The sequence below is a fragment of the Pseudomonas sp. GM80 genome (assembly GCF_000282515.1).
Lineage (GTDB): Bacteria > Pseudomonadota > Gammaproteobacteria > Pseudomonadales > Pseudomonadaceae > Aquipseudomonas.
Genome location: NZ_AKJD01000043.1, coordinates 124,513 through 147,984, shown reverse-complemented (window position 1 = coordinate 147,984; position 23,472 = coordinate 124,513). Strand labels below are relative to the sequence as shown.

The window sequence follows — 23,472 nt, the reverse complement described above, 5'->3', positions numbered from 1 at the left end:
TTTTGGATCCTAGCTCCATTTTACCGGTATTTGACCCACGGACTATACGCAGCGTGGTTCTCTTGAGTGACGCCTAGAAATGACAGGTAGTTGGAATGCATTCGCCGCGAAGAAAATTGATAATCCCAACCCTTCGGCAATCGTCCCAAGTCACCAGGAGCAAAAATGGAGAAGTACAGCAAAGATCAGAACGTCCTTGGCAAAGAGCTGGGAGCGTTTGGCAGGGAGTGGAAGCGGATCAGCAGCGAGTTAGACGACGTCGCCGTACATTGGGAGGCGATGGCGGAGAAATTGCTGCCCAACTACTCGATAACGCCAAACCAGCCAACCGGTTGCACTCAAATGAAGGGATGCGCAGCGGGCAGAGAGTTCTCTATTTACTTCGCACCTTTTCTTCTCGGTGACAAACTGTATGGTCAGATTGTTGTGAAGGCTGACAGCATCATGGGAACGTCCGCTGCTGAAGCCGCCCGCCTCCTGATAGGTCCTGGAGGTGCGTTTTATGAGCAGGATGGATCACTGTTGCATGGCGAGCAGGAGTTAGCACATCGATACGTTGTGCTTTGCAATATTTTCAAAACCGTTCTGGCTTCACCTTTTTGAAGCCGCGCTTTCTACAACAACCACGCGGCGTAAAAACAGAGTCGGATATAGCGGACTGTCGATGGCGTCTCTGGTTAGCCAAGCCAAGCGTTTGAGCGACTATCTCAATGTTCTTCTCGCCAGTCGCAGCCTAATCAGCTCGTCCCTGAGCGGCTGGTGAGTCGAACCTTTGAATGAATTCATATATAGCCGATAGCTGCCCTTTTGATCGCTTACTCAATTAAAATGGCGACGGATCAGATCCGTCAGCTTCGCAGTCGTTTCGACGCAACGAGGTATCGCATGCATCAACAGGAATTCGTTACGCTAGAAGAGCTTGGAGACCGACTTGAGGGCCAGGTCCACCCTGTTATCTTGGAGACTGAAACCGAGTTTTTTTCTGAACCGCAGGGTGTAGGCACTGCGTTTGTGCTTGAGCATGCAGGCGAACTTTTTCTCATCTCAGCGCAGCATGTGCTGAATAGCCAGAATGCGAAGCACCACGATTTACGTATTCTGCTTCGCAACGCCCCCATCTCAATTCAGTTTGACCGCCGCGCTGTCTTTCAAGACGAGTCTGATCCAGACCCTTGCTCCGACCTTGTTATCATGCGCATCGTCGAATCACAGCATGAAGCCTTGTTCGCTGCTGGCTTGTCATGTGTGCGTGCAACAGACTGCATCGAGTCCGACCGGATGAGTGAGGTCGAGATTTTCCGGATTATTGGCTATCCGGACCAAAACAGAGAGTATGACTACGACGAAAACGTTCTTTCAGCAGTCATCTGGTGCGTCAATGGTGTTCTGACGGATCCTTCAGTACCTGGGCTCATAAGGGTGAAAGTCGTAGGTAAACGGCCTCGCAAATTTCGCGGAATGAGCGGGTCGTTTGTGATGGCGGAGATAAATGACGAGTGGAAATTCGCAGGGATGGTGACTCTCGCGAGCGACACCGAAGGTCTGCTCAACTTCATTCCCGCTGAGAAGATAGTCTACTACCTCGACCAGATGCTCTTGAAGGAAATGGGAGGCATGCTTCTGTCAGAAGACGCATGAGGTTTGGCCTGAAACCGTTCGTGGACGAGCTTCTGCTTGCGCCTCGTAGGGTCGCTAGCGACCACTGGCAATGGAAGCTATCAGCCAAAATCGCACCGCCGCAAACGATCGTTGTGGTTCGATTCCTGAAACCTCAAACCGATCGATAACACCTTGCCTCCTCTCTGATCGGGTCAAACGAATGCGAACAAACGCCCAGTTTCTAATTGAGTACACCTAGAACGATTTCGGCTGGGATTCGCTCGCTCGGTCGGGTGGCTGCGGAAGCTTATGCTGCGGCGCCCGTTCGATTGCATCTCTCCAAGTCATAACGGGAAACCTGTGGCCGTTAATCGGCGGCTGTGTGCGCAAAAAGTCGGCTAGATCAAAAGGCAGGCTGAAGTAGCGACCAATCCACGAGAGTAGATCCTTAATCTTGGGGGGCTTCAACACCTTGGGACCGAGCATCTGCTGTCCAGCTTTTTGGATCGTAGACTTAGGGTGAACAAGACGGTTTCGTTCACTAAAGACTTTGCGAAGTGTTTCGACCTCCGCACAGCCCGAAGGGATTTCATAGGCAGGTAGGACTACTTTGGGGCCATGCAGCCACTTCTCTGGAGTAGGCTTCAATTCGATCCGCTGGAACTCATCCTCCTTGTCGAGCATCGAAAGTCCCCATGCCAACGCAAGATTGATCTCGGCCTCACAAAGTGCTGCGGAAAGTATGGCAACCTCGGTGTAGAGCGGCATGATCCGCCAATAATAGCGATGCGAAACACGTTCTTCTGGTGATTTGTCGATGCCGGATCGCCGTTTTGCTTCTTTTTCAATCTCTAGATCATGCGCTTCAGGATTCAGTCCTTTTAGTCTTATGCGCCAATTTTCATACTTGCCACATGCCTCTACGGTGGTTCGGGCAGTATCGCTTCTGATCTCGTCACGCAATGCGATGAACTGCGGCCAAAGCCCCTTCAATACGTGTTCGAGCCAGTTATCGCTTCCTACATGCCAGTTGGGTACGACCACTTCAGCATCAGCAATTTTATCGCGAAGATCGTCCCAACCATCACCAATAATCAAGCCCATGGCACTCCCGCCGGTGCTGTGCCGGACGTCCCAATTTTATGAAAAGCAAGTTCGAGCCATGAAGTCTGCGCACGAACACTGATTGGCTATCTGCTAAAACTGCACATCTTTTGCAGATTGTAGCCGCAGTGCGATGCTGATTTCACACATACGGTGCCAGCATTGGAGCTGATGAGTAAGGCGGCAGGTACGAAGACACAGCCGCCTACAGATACCCTCTTTCTCCTCTACCTACCATTACCATTCAAGCCTTAGGCGTAGGTGCTGCACCGCGGGTGTCCCACCCTCCTCCTAAAGCTTTATAGATAGCTACGACACCGCGGAACTGATCAGTTTCACCGACAGCTTGGGCATCTTCGGCTGCAAGCCGCTCACGCTCTGCGTCCAGCAAGATCAGGTAGTCAGCGACACCTTCCTTGTACTGGACACCGGCCAAACTGGCTGCTGAGCGGCTCGACTCACTCTGACGAATGAGCGACACCAAGCGCTCTTGGCGTTTGCTGTAATCACTGAAGGCGTTTTCTGACTCTTCCAGTGCGAGTAGTACTTTCTGCTCGTAGCCAGCCAAAGCACCTTCTGCTTCAGCCTTCGCGCCGCGGATCTTAGCTCTAACACTGCCAAGGTCGAATGCTGCCCAAGTGATGCTCGGGCCAAGCCCCCATGCTTGGGCAGCGCTAGAACCAATCTGCGAACCGCGTCCAGCAGTGAAGCCCAAAAAGCCACTCAGGCTGACCCGAGGGAACAGATCCGCCGTAGCGACACCAATGTCAGCCGTTGCAGCAGCAAGCTTTCGCTCGGACGACAGGATATCTGGCCGACGTTGCAGCAGATCCCCAGGGTTACCGATTGGAAGTTTTTTGGCGATCGCCGGCAGATTGGCTGGACTCAAATTGATGCTCAGTTGATCTGGACGCTCACCTAAGAGAGTAGCGATCCGGTTGCGGTGATGGACTTGTTCAGCCTGCAACTGTGGAATGGTGGCTTCGACTGCGGCCAACCGCGCATCGGCGCGAACGACATCCAGGTCGTTGCCCAGGCCAGCATCGCGGCGGTTAACGGTGACGCCCCGGGATTCAGTCTGGTTTTTTAGGTTTTCGCGAGCGATCTTCTCACGCAGTTGAGCACCACGCAGTTGACCGTAAGCATCTACTAATTCAGCAATCATGGTGACCCGAAGCTGGAAGAAGTCAGCAGCAGAAGCATCCTGCTGTGCTTCGCTCGATTCCAATTGGCGTTGGATGCGGCCGAACAGATCGATCTCCCACGCCATGTCCAAGCCAGTATCGTAACGCTCGATGTTCACCCGGTGCTCAGTTTGACCTGGCGCCTGGGCTTTACCGAACTGACCGCTTGCACGGCTGGTGACTACCGGCAGGTTGTCGTTGCTGATGTCATCACGGATTGCCCGAGCAGCTTTCCAGCGTGCGAAGGCGACTCGCAGATCTCGGTTGCCGTCCAGCGCCTTACCAACCAGCTGGTTCAGCGTCGGATCCTCAAACTGTTGCCACCAAACGGTCTCAAAGCGGGTCTGATCGTAGTTGGCTGCTTGCGCCGACACGGAGCTAACAGGCGCCGTGTCAGGCGTTTTGTAGTCAGGGCCAACAGTACACGCTGCAAGTGCCATGACCAGGAGGCTAGGCAATAAGAGCTTCAAAGAGTTCATGGTTACACCTCCAAGCTAAGGGCGAGTTCACGTTTTGCCGCTATGCGAGCGTTCTTACGCTCAATGAAGCGACGGATCAGTACGAAGAACACTGGAGTCAGCAACAGACCGAAGAAGGTCACACCCAGCATCCCGGAGAACACTGCGACACCCATGGCACGGCGCATTTCAGAACCAGCACCGGTGGAAGTAACCAGCGGGATCACACCCATGATGAAAGCAAACGAAGTCATCAGAATCGGGCGCAGACGTTGGCGACAGGCATCGAGAACAGCATCCAGTGGAGACATGCCTTGGTCTTGTTTCTCCTTGGCAAACTCAACGATCAGGATCGCGTTCTTACAAGCCAGGCCAACCAATACGATCAGGCCAATCTGGGTGAAGATATTGTTGTCGCCTTTGGAGATCACTACACCGGCGATTGCCGACAGCAGAGTCATTGGCACAATCAGGATCACCGCCAGTGGCAGGCTCCAGCTCTCGTACAGTGCCGCAAGTACCAGGAATGCCAGCAGTACGCAGAGTGGGAACACCAACAGTGCGGTGTTACCGGACAAGATTTGCTGGAACGTCAGGTCAGTCCACTCATAGGTCATGCCGTTAGGCAGTTCTTTGTTCAGCAGCTTTTCGATGGCAGCTTGCGCTTGGCCAGAGCTGTATCCCGGAGCTGGGCCACCGTTGATTTCAGCCGTAATGAAGCCGTTGTAGTGCATGACACGGTCTGGGCCGGACGTTGGGCTTACCTTCACGAAGGTGGACAACGGGATCATCTCGCCGCGGTCATTACGGACTTTCAGCTGACCGATCTGTTCGGCGTCCTGACGGAATTTCTGGTCTGCCTGGACGTTGACCTGATAGGTCCGGCCGAAGCGGTTGAAGTCGTTCGCATACAACGAGCCCAGATAGACCTGCAAGGTGTCGAAGATTTCGTTGATAGCCACGCCGTGAGTCTTGGCTTTCTCGCGGTCAATCGCGGCGTCTACTTGCGGTACGTTCACGGTGTAGCTGGTGAACAGATTGGCCAGCTCAGGAACATCGTGACTCTTGTTGATGATGTTCATGGTTTCTTTGTACAGCGCGTCGTAGCCCAGGTTGCCCCGATCTTCGATTTGCAGGCGGAAGCCACCGATGGTGCCGAGGCCTTGTACTGGTGGTGGTGGAAAAACAGCTGTGTACGCGTCTTGGATGCCGCCGAATTTGGCATTCAGCGAGGCGGAGATCGCGACGGCAGACAGACTCGGATCGGTACGCTCTTCAAAGTTGCTAAGACCGATGAACGCGATACCAGCGTTAGGGCTGTTGGTGAAACCGTTAATCGAGAGCCCTGGGAACGCTACCGCGCTGTCGAAGCCAGGTTCTTTCATTGCGATGTCGCTCATGCGACGGATCACGTTCTCAGTACGGTCAAGACTTGCGGCATCTGGCAGCTGAGCAAACGTCACCAGGTACTTCTTGTCCTGCGTTGGCACGAAACCAGTAGGCGTCGTAGTGAAGCCCATGTAGGTCAGTGCGATCAGGCCGGCGTAGATAAGCAAGGCAACGCTGCTGCCGCGGATCACTTTGGCGACACCAACCACATAGCCGTTGCTTGCCTTGTCGAAGAAGCGGTTGAAGGGTTTGAACAACCAGCCACCGAGCAGGCGATCGAGCACTTTAGAGAAACGATCTTTTGGTGCGCTGTGGGAGCGCAGCAGGACCGCTGCCAGTGCTGGCGACAAGGTCAAGGAGTTGAAAGCCGAGATCACTGTCGAGATGGCAATTGTCAGCGCGAACTGCTTGTAGAACTGACCGGTCAAGCCCGAGATGAAAGCAGCTGGTACGAACACTGCGCACAATACCAACGCAGTGGCGATGATCGGGCCAGTCACTTCGCTCATGGCTTTCTTCGTTGCTTCGACAGGGGTTAAGCCTGTCTCGATGTTCCGTTCGACGTTCTCCACCACCACAATCGCATCGTCGACCACGATCCCTATCGCCAGTACCAGGCCAAACAGCGACAAGGCGTTAAGCGAGAACCCGAGCAAGTGCATTACGGCGAAGGTGCCGATCAGCGATACCGGTACGGCAACCAATGGGATGATCGAGGCGCGCCAGGTTTGCAGGAAGAGGATTACTACCAGTACCACCAAGATCAGTGCTTCAAACAGGGTGTGAACCACTGCTTCGATCGAGCTACGTACGAAAATGGTTGGGTCGTAGACAATCTCGAAGTCCATGCCTTCTGGGAAGTTTTTCTTCAGCTCAGCCATCTTCGCCCGCACAGCATCGGAGATGCCGATGGAATTGGAACCTGGGCGTTGAAAGATCGACATCGCCACTGCTTCTTGGTTGTTCAGCAATGCGCGCAGGGCGTACTGGTTGGAGCCAAGCTCTACACGAGCGATGTCTTTGAGGTGGGTAATTTCACCATTCGAGCCACTGCGGATGATGACGTTTTCAAATTCTTCTTCGCTAACCAGACGACCCTGGGAGTTGATCGACATTTGAAAGCTGGTGGCGTTAGGTGCAGGTGGAGCACCCAATTGGCCCGCCGCTACTTGACGGTTTTGCTCACGGATTGCGTTCACTACATCAGTAGCTGTCAGGTTACGCGAAGAGGTTTTTTCTGGGTCGAGCCAGATACGCAACGAGTAGTCGCCCATACCAAACAGCTGAACATCACCAATACCGTTCAGGCGAGCAAGCTCGTCTTTCACGTTGAGGATCGCGTAGTTCGACAGATACAGCATGTCGTAACGCTTGTCCGGCGAAACCAAGTGCACGAGCAGGGTCAGTTCAGGAGATGCTTTATCGACGGTGATGCCGATGCGCGTCACTTCTTCCGGCAGCTTTGGTTCGGTACGAGTAACACGGTTCTGCACCTGCACCTGGGCATTGTCCAGATCGGTACCGAGTGCGAATGTCACGGTGAGAGTCAGACGACCATCTGCGGTTGCTTGCGAGGACATGTACAACATGTTCTCTACGCCGGTGATGGCTTGTTCTAGCGGCGCCGCTACGGTTTCACCGATGACCTTTGGGTTTGCGCCCGGGTAGTTGGCGTGAACGACAACAGTCGGTGGAACTACTTCTGGATATTCGCTGATCGGCAGTTGAAAGAGCGAGATGCCGCCGGCGATCAGGATCATCAGCGAAAGTACCGCTGCGAAGATCGGTCGCGTGATAAAGAATTGAGAGAATTTCATGGCGATGTTCCCTTATCCGCGAGAATTAACAGCAGAGTCCGTTTTCACCAAAGCTGGTGATTTAACGGAAGCTGGGGATTGGAATGTCGGCAGATTTCCAGCTTTGATCGCCTCACGTTGTTGATTCAGCGTGGCGACGATTTCTGGGCTGGCCATCGGTGCTTCCTGTGCCTCGACCACTGCGCCGGGACGGACACGTTGGAGGCCGTTGATCACGATGCGATCATCTTTCTGCAAACCGCTGCGAACGATGCGCAGGCCTTCGTGTTTTGGGCCTAGATCGACGCTGCGATAAACAGCTTTGTTGTCTTGGCCAACAACGAGAACGAATTTCTTGCCGAGGTCAGTACCCACTGCGTCATCTTTAATCAGCACCCCTGTGTAAGAAGCGCTGCCGACCAATTTCAGGCGGGCGTAGAGGCCAGGTGTGTATTGACCGTCAGTGTTATCGAATACCGCGCGGCCGCGAATGGTGCCAGTCTTTGGGTTGACTTGGTTGTCGACGAAGTTCATCTGACCTTGGTGACTGTTGCCCTCCTCGTTCGACAGCCCCATGTACACCGGTGTGGTGTTACCGCGCTGGCCTTGGCGAGCGAGTTGGCTGTACTTGAGGAAAACACGCTCGTCAGCGTCGAAGTAGGCGTAAACCTTGTCAGTGGAAACGACGCTAGTAAGTGCGGAGATATCGGCAGTGACAATGTTGCCGGCGGTGATTTCCGCACGGCTGACGCGCCCAGTGATTGGCGCAGTAACACGGGTGAAGCTGAGATTCAGTTTTGCCAGGTCGAGTTGAGCTTGAATGGCATCAACACCGGCTTTAGCTTCTTGAGCGGTGGTAGTCCGAGTGTCAGCCAGCTCAGCTGAGATTGCGTTGCTGCTAAGCAGACGCTGACCACGTTGGGCCTCATTACCAGAGCGGACCAGCGCAGCGCGAGCTTGTTGAAGCTGAGCCTCGATGCGGTGTACTTCGTGCTCGTATGGACGCGGATCGATTTGGAACAGCAGATCGCCTTTCTTCACCAGCGCACCGTCAGTGAACGCAACCAGATCAATCTGGCCGGATACACGTGGGCGAACCTCGACAGTTTCCGGTGCTTCAAGTCTTGCGGTGACTTCGTCCCACTCAGTGATGGGTTGCTCAATGACTTGAGCGACAGTCACTTGTGGAGCACCAGGAGCCGGGGCGGCATCGGATGCATGACCACAAGCGGTCAAGACTGCAACCGCCAATGCGGCTAAAGGAAAACGAAAAGGCTTGAGTGACTGTTCCATGGATCGATTCCGCCGGTTGGTTTAGGAGTTGGCGAATTCTTGCTTAACGGCGTTCTATCATCGAATCGAATGACCTGAAGTTCGCTATCATCATTAATGATGATCATAATGTTTGGTCGTTTTAATGGCTCTATTCCGGGCTTTATGCTCAATATATGCTTGAAATATGCAGACCATTCAGCGGCCCGTATTGCGACTCCGTTATATGATGGCTATCATGCTTGCCCACCTATCTACTAATGCCTGGCTGACGAACTCGATCAGCTTGGCGTCTGGAGTCAACGATGAAGGTCACTAAGGAGAAAGCTGCTCAGAACAAGGAATCGATGGTTGTAGCTGCGGCCCGCTCCTATCGCGAGAAGGGAATTGAAGGGATTGGTATTGCCGAACTGGCTCGTTCAGCGGGTCTTACTCACGGCGGATTTTACGGTCAGTTCCCCGGTGGTAAGGACCAGCTGATTGCTGAAGCCGTTACCAAGACATTTGAGCCCAATGTGAATGGATGGAAATCCGCAGAATCGCTGCAAGCGATCGTTGAGTACTACCTGTCCGAAGAGCATCGTGACGATTGGGGCAACGGCTGCCCTATTCCATCCCTAGGATCGGACGTTGCACGCTGCGGTGGCTCCGCGAGCAAATCTTTCACTGATGGCGTTCGAGATCTTCTGGATGCGTTGATGCTGCATATGCCCACTGGCACCGCCGCCGAAAAAAGTGAGAAGGCGCTGCAAATTCTTGTCTCGATTGCCGGGGCCACGCTGATTGCTCGTGCGGTTAATGACCAAGCTTTGTCTCAGCACGTTTTGCAAACCGTGAACAAGACGTTGTCCGCAACCGCAGCATGACGTTTCTGGTGACGCCCTGATCGCCAGCGCGTCACCAAGAGTACCGCTGTTCAGAGCAAACCTTTCATCAAAACTGCTGCTAAGCTGTCGGGCTTTAGAGCGACTGAATCTCTGCCGTGCTGCGCGATTTGCCAGTCGTACCCGGAGCCTGATACGACCCAGCCCTTCAGATTTGGTCCCTCTAGGTTATAGTTCAATTCGATATCCCAACCATTCAAGCACTCAACAAATGGGACAAAAGAAAACCGCTTTCCGGCCATGTGTAGCGTCTTTCCCTGAATAAAATAATCAAAGCGTTGTTGTCCGATTTTCAGATTGGTCGGGAAGAGACGCTCTTCCATCTCGATGAGATTGCCCATACCAGCCAGCAAATTTTCTTTAAGCCGCAACATGAGCAGTTCGCTTTGATGCTTGACGAGCGGCGCTGACCTCTCAAATGCATTAGTTTCTTGATCTCTGCTACGTTTGTATTCGATCAGCTTGCTGTAAAGCTCTTGTGACTCGCTCAAGTAACATCCTCCCGTAGTTATTCTCAAATTTTATACCGCCGGGCTCTCCAAAACCATCGCTTTCAGTGCCGAGCGTAAGAGTTAAATTTTTGAACCTCATATTGTTATGCTAGGCACATGCCTGTTAAGGGTGGTTACTCTGACGCCCCTGTACATCAAAAAAAATAATACTAACAATCATTCATAGTCGTTATTCAGTCCGACGCCAATCGTTCATGATTCGCCTCTTTCCTAACAGCTATATAGGTCCGAGGAGGTTCTCAATGACTTTGCATTATCCAACCAACCGAGCTAACTCCCAGACCGTGCCACCCTTTTCACTCGCGTCCAGCGAAAAACGTAACGGTCCTCGCAAAAAGAATCGAGCGATGTGGGTTGCAGGCGCGTTAGCTGTGTTTACAAATGGCTGGTCAATACTGGGCCATAGCCAGGCATCGGCGGGCTCTATTGCTCGAAATATAGAGTGCAATCAGACGATTGCCCGTAGCATCGAGTCGGCGATGGCTGCCTCGCCGTCGAAGAGCAACCCTCCGTGGACGTTCCTTTCTCTGAAATATAGCCGGTTCACTTTGCCTCAGGCTGAGCGCAATTTGTGCCAAAAACTTTTCAGATAGGACACACAGTTTATGGTTATGGACGCACTGCCTCCGCACTCGCGCAAAAAAAACTCCCAGGTTTTCAGATGACAAAGCTCTCCACGATTATTGCGGCAACTGTGATTTTATCCGGATGTGTTTCAGTGCCGAATACACCAACGGCTGTATTCAGCACGCAAAAAACTCCTGATCAATATGTCCGATGCATTACTCCAAAATGGAAAGATGAAGTTGAGAGTGCAACAGTCTCGCAGCATCGCAATCAGTACACGGTGGTCGCGCAGAGCAAACTCGCGGCGAGCAACGTTCTAGAGGTGCATCCGAAGTCGACTGGTAGTGAGGTATCTTTGTACATGCGCAGCCCGTTCACTTCGGTTTTAGGCTATTCGAATCTGGAATCTTACGCGCGCGCTTGCCTCTAAAAACAACTTTCTCGTATCCCTAACTACTAAAATACAAGACTTGTCTCAGGAAGTGCTTGTCCGAATTGGAGGCAATTTCAATACAACCCTGTACTGCAATTTTATGAATCAAGAATAGGCCGGTATAGACTGGAATTTGGGGCCAACTACCGAGAGTGCCTAATACTTGAGTGTTTCTTTCTTCAATTCACATTTCCCGGTCTTTGTGAACGACATGTCCGTCTTTTCGGTGGACTCACTATAGGTGCCGTCGACTCGCGATATGGTAAGCATTAGCGTGGTGACGTCGCCATCGTCGTCTTTGGATCTGTCCTCTATGACATAAGATCCACCTGAGGCGGTGAGTTCTGACATATCTACCCTAAAGGGTTGGCAGTCCTTGTGTGTCTCATTTTTTCTGCACTCAACCTTTTCATCTTGGACCAAAGCGATAAAGTTGCTGACGTGAAGAGGAACGCACACGAAGAAAATATTTTCCTCAGCCAAAACTGGCGCCACCGTCCACACTCCGACGATTCCCAGTAAACCGGCGATTACTCGTTTCGTCATATCCCCCGCCCATATGTACTCGAAAATCTGTGGCGCTTTACGTACTGATGAAAATCAGTGCCCCATCTAGGCGCCGTTGTCTAACTCTAGTTCGTCATCGATGTCTTGAAAAGGAAGGAAGAAAGAAGCTTGAAGGTCTTTCACCAGCTTCTGAGATTGCCGGATTTCTGGCTGTAGAAACGGGCCTCGCCGAATAGATTTTCTCGCTGAGGATGATCATGAAGCGCGCGTGCGAACTCACTGCAATCGCTTGTCAGCGAGATGCAAAGCTTGCTGGGATCAATTTCGTTTAGTTTTGCGGATTGTAGGAAGAGGACGTCGCGTGATCTGCTTTGCCGTCAATCGGGGGATCATAACTATGGCGCATTACACAGCTGTGTAAATTACTGGGGTGGCGCCTGGCATTGCACCAGGTGCCATTCAAGATGTAGGTCACAATGCTCCTCGATTAATCCTTGCCGGCAATTTCTCCAATGATGCTCATCGCTGGTTGCAGCATCTCAGCTATTTCGAGAGTCCTTCTCGTCGGCTGCATCCCATTCTTGCCCAAATTTATGAACAACGGATCATCGAACCACGCGCGTAGGCGCTTGATCGAGTTGCTGATCGCGGGCTGACGGACGTTCAAGCATTGAGCGGCGCGGGTTGCGCTGCGCTCACGAACCAACACCATGAACACGATCAAGAGATTCAAATCTAACCGGGCTAAACGGCTTTCATCGGTAATCATCATAAGGACCTCTGTCCGAAATAAACCTCTTTGTCGAGTCGAGTCGACTCGACAAAGAGGTATAGAAACGCCCGCGCAGCCGTCGTCAATCCAAGCTTGCGGACGGTAGTCGTTTAGAACTCTTGAGCTGTAGGGCGCAGGACGATTTCGTTGATATCAACGTTCGCCGGCTGCTCGATTGCGAAGGCAATTGCTCGCGCCACGGATTCAGCAGGAATCTCGTACGTCTTCCAAAACTCTTGCACACTGGCAGCGGTTTCAGGATCAGTGCTGTTGTGCTTCAACTCCGAATGGGTGGTACCAGGCAGGATCACGGTGGTACGAATGTTTGGACCAACCTCAGCGCGCAGACCTTCGCAAATGACACTGACCGCCGTTTTGGTAGCGCTATAAACAGTGCCGATTGGCGCGAAGACCTTCCGAGCTGCTACGGACGAAATGCTGATGAAATGGCCGGAGTCCTGCTTTTGAAAGTGCGGCAGTGCGGCAGCAATCCCGTACAACACCCCTTTAATGTTGACGTCGATCATTTGGTCCCATTCATCAACGAGCAATTTGCTCATTGGAGACAGTGGCATGATCCCCGCGTTGTTGATCCACACATCCACTTGGCCAAACTGGCTAATAGCTTTGTCCACCAGATTGATTAGGTCGGCGCGGCGAAGCACATCGGTAGCAACTGCGATGGCTTCGATACCTTGGCTTTTGAGGTCAGAAACGATTGCTTCGAGTTTGTCAGTACGGCGGGCGGCCAGTACTAGCTTGTGCCCTTGGCCACCCAAGTGGCGAGCTGTGGCTTCACCAATACCGCTACTGGCGCCGGTGATGACAACTACTTTGCTTTCTACGTTCTTGCTCATGGACACACTCAGAATGATTGTTTGGGGCAGGCTCTGCACTCGCCTCATGGATGGCCGTGCCGAGCATCTTTTACGTATTTGAATTGCGGTACCTCCCTGTTCCAGTAGGTGACCGCATTTCCTCAGGAGAAACGCGAGATGCCCGGTAGGAATCCCGCATTGTTTCAGTCGATTACAGTGCTGCCAGGAACTCGTCGACACTCAGGTCGGCATGGCCGATCAGCGGGAACGAGTGAGCGAGTGCAGCTTCGTGCTCGTGGCGGTTAAACTCGGCGGTTGCGTCGTGGATGAAGGTCACGTGGTAACCCTCTTCGAAAGCATGGCGTCCGGAGCTTTCAACGCATTTATGCGAAGTCAGGCCGCACAGAGCGAGTTTCTGGATGCCGCGTGCACGGAGCTTCTCTTCCAGGTCCGTACCGCGGAAGGAGTTCCACAGACGGTGTTGGCTGGCAATGATGTCGCCTTCCTGTGGACGCAGTGGTTCGTAGAATTCCGCGCCCCAGGTTCCTTTCCAAAAATACTGCTGATCACGAGTGTTTTTGTGCAGATAGGAATGCAGGAAAGGAACGTCGTCGAAGCTGTGCTCATCAACACCGTGAGGCGCGTAAACGATCTGAAGGCCGGCTTTACGTGCACCTTCAACCAAGCGGATGAGGTTCGGAATGAAATTAACGCGATCCAGTTCGTCTTTGATGCCTGGATTCAGCTTGCCGCCTTCCGACAGAAAGTCGTTCAGCGGATCAATGATCATCAGGGCAGAAATGTCACGTGGGTAGGCTGTCTCAGTCATTTTGAATACCTATTCATCAATGGAATATTTGCCGGCCTTTAAAGGCGCGAAAGTTACAAATTGCATCGTCGCAAACTGGTGCGATAGGCGGAGTTGCATTCCGGCCACCCGGGCTATCCTTGGGCGATGACTTATTATGTTTACTTCGATCACTCGCTACGAATTGATCGGCACAAAAGTCGCTATCGACATACATGATACACGTAAGGCTTGATTTCTATAATCAACATACATCTCGATTTGGAAACAGAGAGAATCTCCGAAAAGCGAAAAACTTTGACTAACTACATATCAATAGGCAGGCAAAAACCTCTCGCCTCAAACAAGATAAAATCTACTTCACGAGCAATTTCTTCGATAAGAAAATGAAACCTATTAATTCAAAGCTACGTGTAAGGTTTCAAAAACTACAAAAAAAACAGGTGCCCACCCTTATCTCCGTAGGAGGCAAGAACCAGGCACCTAAAAAAGGAGTAATTCACCGATGAAACGTGTTTCGGATTACAGCAGAGCCAAGAATTGATCCACGGTCAAGTCGGCATGACCGATCAACGGGAACGAGTGCTCCAGCGCTGCTTCGTGTTCGTGACGGTTGAATTCTGCGGTGGCATCGTTGATGAAGGTTACGTGGTAACCCTCTTCAAAGGCGTGACGGCCGGAGCTTTCAACGCATTTGTGCGAGGTCAGACCGCACAGTGCCAGCTTTTGGATACCACGTGCGCGGAGCTTCTCTTCCAAATCAGTACCGCGGAAGGAGTTCCACAGGCGGTGCTGGCTAGCAACGATATCGCCTTCTTGTGGACGCAGTGGCTCGTAGAACTCAGCGCCCCAAGTACCTTTCCAGAAATACTGCTGATCGCGAGTATTTTTGTGCAGATAGGAGTGCAGGAAAGGTACGTCGTCGAAGCTGTGCTCATCAACACCGTGCGGTGCGTAAACAATTTGAAGACCGGCTTTACGAGCGCCTTCTACCAGACGAATCAGATTTGGAATGAAGTTAACGCGATCCAACTCATCTTTGATACCTGGGTTCAACTTACCACCTTCTGACAGGAAGTCGTTCAGTGGATCGATGATCATCAGAGCGGAAATATCGCGTGGGTATGCTACTTCGGTCATTTTGGTATCCCAACTTGAGTGTATTAACTATTTATCCGCGAACAGCCGAACTGTCGCAGTACGGAAGTGGAGCTAATTACGCAAATAAAGTGACTTAATTTTTTGGGTGCGGATATACGCCCTGCAATAAAATTAAATCACTAAACCAGTAAATTTTTAACCTTCAAAAAACAGACGAAATCAGGCTACGGCTCCGCTTTGCTCATCCTGAGCGTCATGTGATCACGCCCGCTATGGGCACCGTCATCCGCTCACTTCAGGACGCAAACCAGGCCAAGCAAAAGCTGTGTTTCGATCCGCTTAAGCATGATGCTCATCAGGTTTCGATGGGGCGATCATGACGATCGTAATGAATGCCGTCAACAGCTTTTTTCGGTCATTTGTCGGAGAGTCAGTGACACCTCCCTCCCCTTCGTTTGAAAAAGCCGGGATTAGGAGGAAGCACCGAGCATTGGAAAACCGGCCGTAGGCAGTACGACCTGGGTTCTGTCGCGATCGGAGATGGGGGTGTAGCTGAGGACATAATCAGCTGCGAGTGGTCGTCGCCATGACTAGACGGACTTTTTCCTCTCGTAGGTTGCGTTCGAAATTAGTCGACATCTGCCCAAGCCGCTCACCCATTACCAATTTCAGATTCGGCCCGGGCGTGTCTGCCTGAGGGGCTAGCAGTCGTCGTACGTCAGCCCATTGAACGACTTCGCTTGTGACGTCTTTCCACATAGTTACTCTGAGGCCTACACGCTTTAGGACGTCTCGTGTTTCGGCTTCGGTAAGCAAAGCACTTTGGTTTCCGTGCTCAGCCCAAGGGACGGGATAATGGGGGGCAGGCTTGCCATCAGTTGCTAACGCATCGTAGAAACCAAATGTGCCGCCCGGCTTGAGAACCCGTCGAAGCTCCGAATACACCCGGGTTCGATCTGGAATATTCATAACCACATGCTGCGTGTACACCACATCGAAATGTTCATCCGGCAAATCCAACCCCATCAAGTTGCCGACTTGATAGCTTACGTTCCTATTCATACCAACTCGCTCGGCCAGTAACTGCGCAACCGCGACAAAGGAGCTTACGAGGTCAACGCCCATCACCTGGCAACCGTAATGCTCAGCAGCGAAGCGTGAGGGCCCTCCCAGACCCGATCCAGCGTCGAGCACCTGCATCTCCTTGGCTATTTTGAGTAGCTTGATGAAGTTTGAAGTCATCTCCAAGCCGCCCCCTTGGAACTGATCAAGCCCGGCCAACTGCGCACTTGTCAGCGGCCCATCCCCCATTTTTTGTAGGAGCTGTTTGACGCTGACTACGAGGGCGGAGTCCTTCTTTGAGGCTTCGTAATGCTTTCGAATTGTCTTGGATTTCTCAGTCATGGACAGAACTCCCTCACATGCGAATTGGAGGTAGACCGCGATGTCCCTTTGCGATTTGGATCTTGTTAAAACTTACACAGAAAGCCGTATATGGTTTTTTCCGTAGTGCTGGCACGCGGCACAGCCAGCGGATCTAACCTGCGAAAAACTAGTCTCTCATCCGCCGATGTACGACATTTCCACCTTCACCATTTCGGCATCGCCGGCCATAGGATTTCCGCTACTTCGTAGTGCGGAGTACCGATCTGTTCGTCCTTCCCAGACACATGCGATTGCTGTGGTAATGCTGTCATCACTCCACCCTTCCCTTACCAGCGTGCGCAGATCGTGACCTTGCCCTGAGAATAAGCAGGAGTAGAGACGCCCCTCAGCGGATAGTCGAGCGCGGCTGCACGCCCCACAAAAGGCATGAGTGACACTTGAGATCACCCCAATTTCGCCACTACCGTCGCGATAACCCCACCGCTGAGACGTATCACTGCTGCGCATCGAATCAAGCGCATACAGAGGAAACTGATTGTTGATGAGGCTAACCACCTCATCTGATGGCATGACTTCACTCATCTTCCATTGATTTGATGTGCCTACATCCATGAATTCGATGAAGCGCAACGTGATTCCGCTTCCCCTAAAGAGACTGGCCAGGGGCAATATTTCTTGGTCGTTAGTCCCTCGTTTAACAACCATGTTGATTTTGATTGGGGCGAGTCCGACGGAGTGCGCCGCATCAATACCTTTAAGAACATCCGCTACCGGAAATCCGACATCATTCATTTGTTTGAACAGTGAGTCGTTCAAGGCATCGAGGCTTACCGTCACCCTGGATAATCCGGCGTCTTTAAGGGCTCGCGCCTTCTGCGCGAGAAGAGAACCATTGGTGGTGAGGCTGATGTCGAGTGGCTGTCCTTTGGCGGTGGTCATTGAAGCCAATCGCTCTATCAATCGCTCAATGTCCTTCCTGAGTAGAGGCTCTCCGCCAGTGAGCCGAATCTTCTCGACACCAAGCCTGATAAAAATCCGTGCGAGGCGTTCAATCTCTTCAAACGTGAGTAATGAGCTTTGCGCCATGAACGCATGATCCCGGCCGAACGCCGCTTTAGGCATGCAATAGACACAGCGAAAATTACACCGGTCCGTTACTGAAATTCGAAGGTCGCGTAGCTCTCGCGCAAACTGGTCGGCGAGTAGGCCCGTGGAAGGAACGGCGTTGATCACCTGCCGCCGTAGGAGGTCGACCGTCGGGATAAGAGAGAGAGGTGTGTGCATATTTTTAAATTCAGCCAAGCATCGGGCTACGGTCTAAGCACCCTCCGCATGAATCCCTCTGCGAAGAAGGACGGACAACTCGGCAAACAGGTGGCATTTGAAAGCATCAGCATGATTCGATGCTTCGGATCGTCTCCACCGATATCGCCATAGACCGAAGTCGCACATTTGTTTTGGTGGGATCTGAGTGCAGGCTCACCACCCTGCACTCGTCACCCTTGCTTACAGCCTGGAGACCTATTGCTTGTACAAAATCTCAGGCGGTGTAAACACGGTCAGCGGCGGCAATTCCCCGGTGAATTTTTCAATGTCCACGAGGCAGCTGTTGGCTGATGGTCCTTGGGCTAACGATGACGTTCCTACGTCGTTCGTTACGGCGTTGGGATTGCCATGGATTTCCAAGCTCATAGGATCGTGCACATCCAACATGTCGTACCAGGCGCCGGTAGCAATCTGCAAAACGTTTCGTCTTAATGCGTCGGACACAATCACTCCGGCGAGGAAGGAACCTCGATTGTTGAAGACCCGAACGATATCGCCATCAGTAACCCCGATTTCCATCGCATCATCCGGATTTAATCGGATTGGCTCACGGTCCTGAATCTTGGAAAGCTGACTCGTGATCCCGTGGTCCAATTGACTGTGGAGTCGCGTGGCAGGCTGATTGGATAACAGATGATAAGGGAACGTTTTTGCTAACGGACTTCCAAGATATTCGACCTTTTCGTACCACGCTGGATGCCCCACACAGTCGTCATACCCGAAGCCCGCAATAGTTTCTGAGAAAATCTCGATTTTTCCTGAAGGCGTGTTCAGTGGATTGCCTACTGGATCCTCACGGAAGCGCTCAAGCGTCTGTTTGCTATCCGAGAACATGGGGCGCAGATCTATCGGTGGCCCATCATTGAACTCTTCGTAGCTAGGCAACGTGATGCCAACAGCTTTCGCATTCTGCTGAGTGACACCGTACAAATGTTTGACCCACTGAGCGGCGTCGCGTCCCTCGGTGAACTGATCTTTGAAGCCCAGCTTTTCCGCAATGCCAGAAAAAATATCGTAGTCATTCCGGGCATCAAGATAAGGCTTGAGCGACTGGCGCATTGGCGTGAGCCAGTTGTCCAGACTACCGCCCGCAAAGTCTTCCCGCTCCAGATGCGACGTCGACGGAAGAACGATGTCAGCCAAGCGAGCCGTAGTGGTCCAATTGATTTCATGGGTAACGATGGTTTTAGGGCAAGTCCAAGCTTTACGGAGTCGATTGATATCCTGGTGATGATGGAATGGATTACCACCCACCCAGTAAATCAAATCGATATCCGGATAAATAAGATGTTGCCCGTTATAGGTAAATGCCCCGCCCGGGTTCTCCAGCATGTCAGTCACGCGCGCCAGGGGGATGTAATCCGACACTGCGTTTTTCCCCTGAGGAAGCGATCCTACCGAGAACGGAATGATGCGGCGCTGCATGGTGCTCATCTTGCCCACGCCCGCCCCCATTACAACACCACCGCCCAGTAATCCGATGTAGCCGAGTGCTGAAGCGAGCGCGATCCCAGCCCAATATGTTTGCTCTCCGTGCTCGGCACGCTGAACAGAGAACGAGAGGCCAATCATGCAGCGTTCAGCCGCCATCAGACGTGCCAATTTGCGTATCTCTTCCGCGTCTATTTCTGACTTACTCTGGGCCCACTCTGCGTCTTTGGGCTGGCCGTCACCAATACCCATCACGTAGTCAGAGAAGACGTCGAAGCCAACGCAGTATTTATCTACGAATGCCTTATCGACCAAGCCTTCTTGGATCAGGGTGTGTGTCAGGCCGAGCATGATGGCTACGTCACTGTTAGGACGACACTGAATCCAGCGTGCATTCAGGTTGCCTGCAACGTCGTCTCTCATAGGGCTCACGTTCACGACATCGATGCCTGCTTCCGCAATTGCATTGAAGTGAGAACGGGCGTCATGTTGCCCGGTACCGCCGGGATTAACCTGCATATTTCGAGTTGCAGCACCGCCAAAATACACAATGCGTTTGCAGTGGGCGGCAACTTCCTCGGTCGTGGAAACCTCCATGCCTGCTTGGAAGGCGTTCAATCCAAGAATGTGAGGGATGAGAACTTCAGCTGCCGCGTACGAGTAAGTGTCTACAGAATCGGTATAGCCACCACAGCATCGTAAAAAACGATGGACTTGGCTCTGCGCATGATGGAACCGGCCGGCGCTTGCCCAGCCGTAGGAACCGCCGTAAATCGAGTTATTACCTTTCGCCTGTGCGGCCTGTATGGCTTCAGCAACGAGTTCATGTGCTTCATCCCAACTCACAGCGATAAAAGGTTCTTTTCCTCGCTGCTGAGTGTCGCTGGCTCGGCGATTTTCGTAATAACCCTTACGCACCATGGGTTGCGATATGCGGCAGTTGGAATCCTGGGTAGATGCCAGGGACTGGCCAATTGGGGAAGGCTCAGAATCGTTGGGAACCGGGTCAACGATTATCGCGCCGTTTTCATCACTGTGAATGAAATAGTTACCCCAGTGAGTGGCGGTCAAGCGCTTTGGAGTGATGCGTGTCATTTTCGCTCCTTCACAGCTCTCTTGAGCTTTTATAGGCGCGGATACCAATAATCCGCGTATTTTCCACAAGTTAGGATGACCTAACTTGCGACCGAGGATTAATAGATATGATCACGCGACCTGCAATCATTTAACCAACTAATTACAAAGTCGCTCCACTTAATTGAATCCTAGAAGTTTAGCCACTAGAGCATGACCGCACCTTAAAAATGAATTAAGCGGAAAACTCCATTGACCCTGTTGCTTAATGCTAGCGGCGATCCGTACGACCGTAATGCTTGCCACAAAATATTTCAGCATTTTGTAAGGCTTTTTTTGAATAACCAAAATAGGAACCATCAATAATCGTATAAGGCGGATGAAATGTCATGTTTCGAAGACGATTTATGCTACGGAGAAATATTTTTAAGATTCTTCACAAGCGGCCGACAACCAGCGGAGCAATTCCAAAAATAGTAGTTGATCATCCACTTACAACAGAAGGCGGTTTTATGTCTATCTCGGGTATTAACAACGCCACCCAAACCTATGCGGCTCAATCAGGTAAAATCTCACAAGAAACAGAATCAGCAGTTAAATCAAACTCCACTAGCGCTAAAGAACGCCCGTCCACAATAGTTACCTTAAGTGATGGAACAACGAGTTCTGTGCAACCTGGAACAATGAAATCTTCTATGCCGTTAAGTGAGGCGTGGGGGCCACAATTATTTGTACTAGCTGATAAGAATGGAGATAAAGACTTAAACGATTCAGAATTTGCTGAATTGATGAATCGAATCGGAATGCCATCTGATCAAGCTAAAGAGCTATTCTCAACATTCGACACAATGAATAAAAACAGCCTTACAATTGATGAATTTGCACAAGGCATTAAATCAAATAATTCGCAAGGCAAAGACATTTTCCAAAACGTTATTGACACGATCATACTTAATCCAACAGGAGAAGTGAACGAATCAGCTTTGCAGGATTTTTTAAAGCAAGGTGCAGCTGCTGCTGAGAGTTATTGGTCGAGACATAATACGCGATAAAATTGATATTCCTTTTATGTTTAGTTTGGCAAACCGCTGCCCTATCCATTCTCGGGTGGGGCAGCTAAGCCGGCACCAAATCACCAGCGCAGTCGCGCCTCGGAAAAAACGGTTCAAGCTCCTTACCCATCTGCACAGCTAAACGGCGCTTACAGCGCCTTTCATTCCGCTCTCACTGATAGGATGTGCGGATGATTAGCCGGTGTAGCTTTACGAGATACCTACTTGATTCTACCCTTATGGAATAGATAGCGAGCTTTGTATCCTTAACAGTTGGAAGACTTAGGTTTGAACAAAATGTCTCTTAAAAATAACCAATCGTCTCACTCTTGGAGCGTTCGATGAGTGATGCAAGCCACTGGCTGAGATTTCTGAGTGCCGAAGGCGTGATCCTTGCTCAAACGCGAATCGCGGGTGACTGGGGGATCCAATTCTTTGACCGAGACGGAACCTATTTTCACTTCGTTGTAGAAGGCCACGCATTTGTGGACGTTGAAGGGATGGATCCGATCAAGCTATTACCTGGGGACATCGTACTGATGCCCCAAGGTTCTGGACACAAGATCGCACATTCTCCAGAAAGCCCTGCTTCAGGCCTGAATCAGTTTCTATCGAATCACAACGGCCAATTTAGCAAAGAACCGATCGCAACTAATTTAATTTGTGGGGCTTTTGGTGTCGATCGCTTTATGCTACTTCCTGCACTGCAATCTCTTCCTGCGGTACTTCACTTAAAGGCAAGCTCGGATGATGATGACTCTCCTGTGAGTGCCACCTTGAAACAGCTACGCAGCGAAATTGAGAACGCACAACTCGGCAGTCAAATTCTTGCGAGACACTTGCTATCCGCGCTTTTTATTTATGTTCTACGCGAGTGGGCAGAATCCGCACCTGCGAAGGTTAATACTTGGTTCTTTGCCATGCAGAATCCGAACATTGCGAAAGCACTAGCATGCATCCACGAAGATCCTTCCAAGGATTGGAGTTTAGAAGCACTAGCCCAGCAAGCAGGCCTTTCCAGATCTTCTTTCGCAAAACAATTTCGTGATTCCGTGGGCGAGACACCACACAATTATTTAACCAGATGGAGATTCGGAATAGCATCTAGGCTTTTAGCACAGACAGATCTGACCATCAGCGAAATCGCGTCACAGGTTGGGTATGCCTCTGAACAAGCGTTTAATAGAGCGTTTAAACAGGTCAAGGGTATGACTCCATCGCAAGAGCGCTCTAAAAAAGAGTGACCGAACAGTAGGTGCCTACATTGAAGGGCTTCATGTAGTGAAATGGAAGCATCAGATCACGAGTCCTTTTCGAATCAGAACATGCAACAAGCAACAAGCAACGCAGAGACTAAAATGTAATATCAACGAAACCGACTACGTCGAATGGAACCAAGGTGCGTGGTTTAGAACTGGACTCGTTACTCGTTTGTTCAAAATTCAACTGACACCATTAAGCCCCAATCTCTCGCCTGGATAGGTCTGTATAATTTGGTTTTTTGGAGCTATTGACCCGGATGGAATTCATTTCAAACCGCGGTGAAAGAAATCACTTTTCCGTGCTCTCTCACCTAGTTACTGAAGCGCAAGAAGTCATTCTCTGCTCTGGGTGGATCGATCTGGGTGGGTTGACGCTTCTCAAGCCAAGCCTTGCGTCTGCACTGCACAGGGGAGCCGCAATTACAGTTTTCACGGACGCCAGGCGCACTCCATCCCGGTGTCGACGCTTGCTAGATAGAATGCAGAGGCTGATACACACTGAAGTCTCTGACAAAAAACGGCTGCACACCAAGCTCTACTATTTTGGGTACGAAACCACCTATTCGGTGGTCATCGGCTCTGCAAATCTGACAATGGGTGGCCTGGATTTGAACGAGGAGTTCTCAACGCTGATGCATGGGAGTATTGGCGACACGCATTACCAACAGATCATTGACTATTTTCAGCAGCTCACTGGTGTGTCTAGCAGTGCTTGATACGAAAGCGTCTGTTCTCGT

At 51.4% G+C, this 23,472-nt stretch carries 19 protein-coding genes; 7 read left to right on the top strand and 12 right to left on the bottom strand.

Features of this window, described 5'->3' with window-relative positions; all coding sequences use genetic code 11:
- Window positions 1-165: 165 nt before the first annotated feature.
- Together PMI37_RS06155 and PMI37_RS06150 are read left to right on the top strand one after the other, a co-directional pair.
- Entirely contained in the window at window positions 166-603 is a 438-nt protein-coding gene (locus PMI37_RS06155) for a hypothetical protein (protein WP_008079088.1), read from the top strand.
- Window positions 604-885: 282 nt separating this feature from the next.
- The gene (locus tag PMI37_RS06150; RefSeq protein WP_008079085.1) at window positions 886-1,638 is read left to right on the top strand and encodes a hypothetical protein; all 753 of its coding nucleotides are present in this window, start codon (window positions 886-888) and stop codon (window positions 1,636-1,638) included.
- Between the two features lie 216 nt (window positions 1,639-1,854).
- On the opposite strand, the gene PMI37_RS06145 is transcribed toward PMI37_RS06150, so the two are convergent.
- The 4 genes from PMI37_RS06145 to mexE all read right to left on the bottom strand — a co-directional run bounded on the left by PMI37_RS06145 (window position 1,855) and on the right by mexE (window position 8,823).
- Entirely contained in the window at window positions 1,855-2,703 is an 849-nt protein-coding gene (locus tag PMI37_RS06145; protein ID WP_008079083.1) for a hypothetical protein, read from the bottom strand.
- 244 nt (window positions 2,704-2,947) lie between these two features.
- Window positions 2,948-4,366, bottom strand: coding sequence for an efflux transporter outer membrane subunit (locus PMI37_RS06140; RefSeq protein ID WP_008079081.1), 1,419 nt, complete (start codon window positions 4,364-4,366; stop codon window positions 2,948-2,950).
- A 2-nt stretch (window positions 4,367-4,368) separates the two neighbouring features.
- Window positions 4,369-7,551, bottom strand: coding sequence for an efflux RND transporter permease subunit (locus PMI37_RS06135; RefSeq protein ID WP_008079079.1), 3,183 nt, complete (start codon window positions 7,549-7,551; stop codon window positions 4,369-4,371).
- Window positions 7,552-7,563: 12 nt separating this feature from the next.
- Window positions 7,564-8,823, bottom strand: coding sequence for a multidrug efflux RND transporter periplasmic adaptor subunit MexE (gene mexE, locus PMI37_RS06130; RefSeq protein WP_008079073.1), 1,260 nt, complete (start codon window positions 8,821-8,823; stop codon window positions 7,564-7,566).
- Between the two features lie 284 nt (window positions 8,824-9,107).
- Here mexE and PMI37_RS06125 point away from each other — a divergent pair, with 284 nt between their 5' ends.
- Window positions 9,108-9,668, top strand: a complete 561-nt coding sequence (locus tag PMI37_RS06125; RefSeq protein WP_008079072.1) for a TetR/AcrR family transcriptional regulator — start codon at window positions 9,108-9,110, stop codon at window positions 9,666-9,668.
- Window positions 9,669-9,718: 50 nt separating this feature from the next.
- Here PMI37_RS06125 and PMI37_RS06120 read toward each other — a convergent pair whose 3' ends face one another.
- Window positions 9,719-10,177, bottom strand: coding sequence for a hypothetical protein (locus PMI37_RS06120; protein WP_008079071.1), 459 nt, complete (start codon window positions 10,175-10,177; stop codon window positions 9,719-9,721).
- 682 nt (window positions 10,178-10,859) lie between these two features.
- Between PMI37_RS06120 and PMI37_RS31815 the strand changes: the two genes are divergently transcribed.
- Complete coding sequence (locus PMI37_RS31815) at window positions 10,860-11,195, top strand: hypothetical protein (RefSeq protein ID WP_045123010.1); 336 nt, start codon at window positions 10,860-10,862, stop codon at window positions 11,193-11,195.
- 997 nt (window positions 11,196-12,192) lie between these two features.
- Here PMI37_RS31815 and PMI37_RS06105 read toward each other — a convergent pair.
- The 7 genes from PMI37_RS06105 to PMI37_RS06075 all read right to left on the bottom strand — a co-directional run bounded on the left by PMI37_RS06105 (window position 12,193) and on the right by PMI37_RS06075 (window position 20,442).
- Window positions 12,193-12,477, bottom strand: a complete 285-nt coding sequence (locus tag PMI37_RS06105; RefSeq protein ID WP_008079068.1) for a LysR family transcriptional regulator — start codon at window positions 12,475-12,477, stop codon at window positions 12,193-12,195.
- A gap of 110 nt (window positions 12,478-12,587) precedes the next feature.
- Entirely contained in the window at window positions 12,588-13,334 is a 747-nt protein-coding gene (locus PMI37_RS06100) for an SDR family oxidoreductase (RefSeq protein WP_008079066.1), read from the bottom strand.
- Between the two features lie 172 nt (window positions 13,335-13,506).
- Entirely contained in the window at window positions 13,507-14,124 is a 618-nt protein-coding gene (locus tag PMI37_RS06095) for an isochorismatase family cysteine hydrolase (protein ID WP_008079065.1), read from the bottom strand.
- A gap of 501 nt (window positions 14,125-14,625) precedes the next feature.
- Window positions 14,626-15,243, bottom strand: a complete 618-nt coding sequence (locus PMI37_RS06090) for an isochorismatase family cysteine hydrolase (protein ID WP_008079063.1) — start codon at window positions 15,241-15,243, stop codon at window positions 14,626-14,628.
- Window positions 15,244-15,768: 525 nt separating this feature from the next.
- Window positions 15,769-16,608 carry a class I SAM-dependent methyltransferase gene (locus PMI37_RS06085; protein ID WP_008079054.1) on the bottom strand — a complete coding sequence of 280 codons (840 nt, stop codon included), beginning with the start codon at window positions 16,606-16,608 and terminating at the stop codon, window positions 15,769-15,771.
- A gap of 156 nt (window positions 16,609-16,764) precedes the next feature.
- Window positions 16,765-17,874, bottom strand: a complete 1,110-nt coding sequence (moaA, locus tag PMI37_RS06080; protein ID WP_045123008.1) for a GTP 3',8-cyclase MoaA — start codon at window positions 17,872-17,874, stop codon at window positions 16,765-16,767.
- Between the two features lie 237 nt (window positions 17,875-18,111).
- The gene (locus PMI37_RS06075) at window positions 18,112-20,442 is read right to left on the bottom strand and encodes a molybdopterin-dependent oxidoreductase (protein ID WP_008079052.1); all 2,331 of its coding nucleotides are present in this window, start codon (window positions 20,440-20,442) and stop codon (window positions 18,112-18,114) included.
- Between the two features lie 368 nt (window positions 20,443-20,810).
- Here PMI37_RS06075 and PMI37_RS31810 point away from each other — a divergent pair, with 368 nt between their 5' ends.
- The 3 genes from PMI37_RS31810 (at window position 20,811) to PMI37_RS31165 (ending at window position 23,451) form a co-directional block, all read left to right on the top strand.
- Window positions 20,811-21,473, top strand: a complete 663-nt coding sequence (locus PMI37_RS31810) for a hypothetical protein (protein ID WP_008079051.1) — start codon at window positions 20,811-20,813, stop codon at window positions 21,471-21,473.
- A gap of 341 nt (window positions 21,474-21,814) precedes the next feature.
- Window positions 21,815-22,717, top strand: coding sequence for an AraC family transcriptional regulator (locus PMI37_RS06065; protein WP_008079049.1), 903 nt, complete (start codon window positions 21,815-21,817; stop codon window positions 22,715-22,717).
- A gap of 275 nt (window positions 22,718-22,992) precedes the next feature.
- Window positions 22,993-23,451, top strand: a complete 459-nt coding sequence (locus PMI37_RS31165) for a phospholipase D-like domain-containing protein (protein WP_081500495.1) — start codon at window positions 22,993-22,995, stop codon at window positions 23,449-23,451.
- Window positions 23,452-23,472 lie beyond the last annotated feature (21 nt).

What these genes read in the sequence shown, in the direction of transcription:
- PMI37_RS06150 (WP_008079085.1), top strand. Translation starts at nt 886, where the DNA reads ATGCATCAACAGGAATTCGTTACGCTAGAAGAGCTTGGAGACCGACTT.
- PMI37_RS06095 (WP_008079065.1), bottom strand. Translation starts at nt 14,124, where the DNA reads ATGACTGAGACAGCCTACCCACGTGACATTTCTGCCCTGATGATCATT.
- PMI37_RS31165 (WP_081500495.1), top strand. Translation starts at nt 22,993, where the DNA reads ATGGAATTCATTTCAAACCGCGGTGAAAGAAATCACTTTTCCGTGCTC.
- PMI37_RS06145 (WP_008079083.1), bottom strand. Translation starts at nt 2,703, where the DNA reads ATGGGCTTGATTATTGGTGATGGTTGGGACGATCTTCGCGATAAAATT.
- PMI37_RS06155 (WP_008079088.1), top strand. Translation starts at nt 166, where the DNA reads ATGGAGAAGTACAGCAAAGATCAGAACGTCCTTGGCAAAGAGCTGGGA.
- PMI37_RS06135 (WP_008079079.1), bottom strand. Translation starts at nt 7,551, where the DNA reads ATGAAATTCTCTCAATTCTTTATCACGCGACCGATCTTCGCAGCGGTA.
- moaA (WP_045123008.1), bottom strand. Translation starts at nt 17,874, where the DNA reads ATGCACACACCTCTCTCTCTTATCCCGACGGTCGACCTCCTACGGCGG.
- PMI37_RS31810 (WP_008079051.1), top strand. Translation starts at nt 20,811, where the DNA reads ATGTTTCGAAGACGATTTATGCTACGGAGAAATATTTTTAAGATTCTT.
- mexE (WP_008079073.1), bottom strand. Translation starts at nt 8,823, where the DNA reads ATGGAACAGTCACTCAAGCCTTTTCGTTTTCCTTTAGCCGCATTGGCG.
- PMI37_RS06100 (WP_008079066.1), bottom strand. Translation starts at nt 13,334, where the DNA reads ATGAGCAAGAACGTAGAAAGCAAAGTAGTTGTCATCACCGGCGCCAGT.
- PMI37_RS06105 (WP_008079068.1), bottom strand. Translation starts at nt 12,477, where the DNA reads ATGATGATTACCGATGAAAGCCGTTTAGCCCGGTTAGATTTGAATCTC.
- PMI37_RS06140 (WP_008079081.1), bottom strand. Translation starts at nt 4,366, where the DNA reads ATGAACTCTTTGAAGCTCTTATTGCCTAGCCTCCTGGTCATGGCACTT.
- PMI37_RS06065 (WP_008079049.1), top strand. Translation starts at nt 21,815, where the DNA reads ATGAGTGATGCAAGCCACTGGCTGAGATTTCTGAGTGCCGAAGGCGTG.
- PMI37_RS06085 (WP_008079054.1), bottom strand. Translation starts at nt 16,608, where the DNA reads ATGACTGAGAAATCCAAGACAATTCGAAAGCATTACGAAGCCTCAAAG.
- PMI37_RS06090 (WP_008079063.1), bottom strand. Translation starts at nt 15,243, where the DNA reads ATGACCGAAGTAGCATACCCACGCGATATTTCCGCTCTGATGATCATC.
- PMI37_RS06075 (WP_008079052.1), bottom strand. Translation starts at nt 20,442, where the DNA reads ATGACACGCATCACTCCAAAGCGCTTGACCGCCACTCACTGGGGTAAC.
- PMI37_RS06125 (WP_008079072.1), top strand. Translation starts at nt 9,108, where the DNA reads ATGAAGGTCACTAAGGAGAAAGCTGCTCAGAACAAGGAATCGATGGTT.
- PMI37_RS31815 (WP_045123010.1), top strand. Translation starts at nt 10,860, where the DNA reads ATGACAAAGCTCTCCACGATTATTGCGGCAACTGTGATTTTATCCGGA.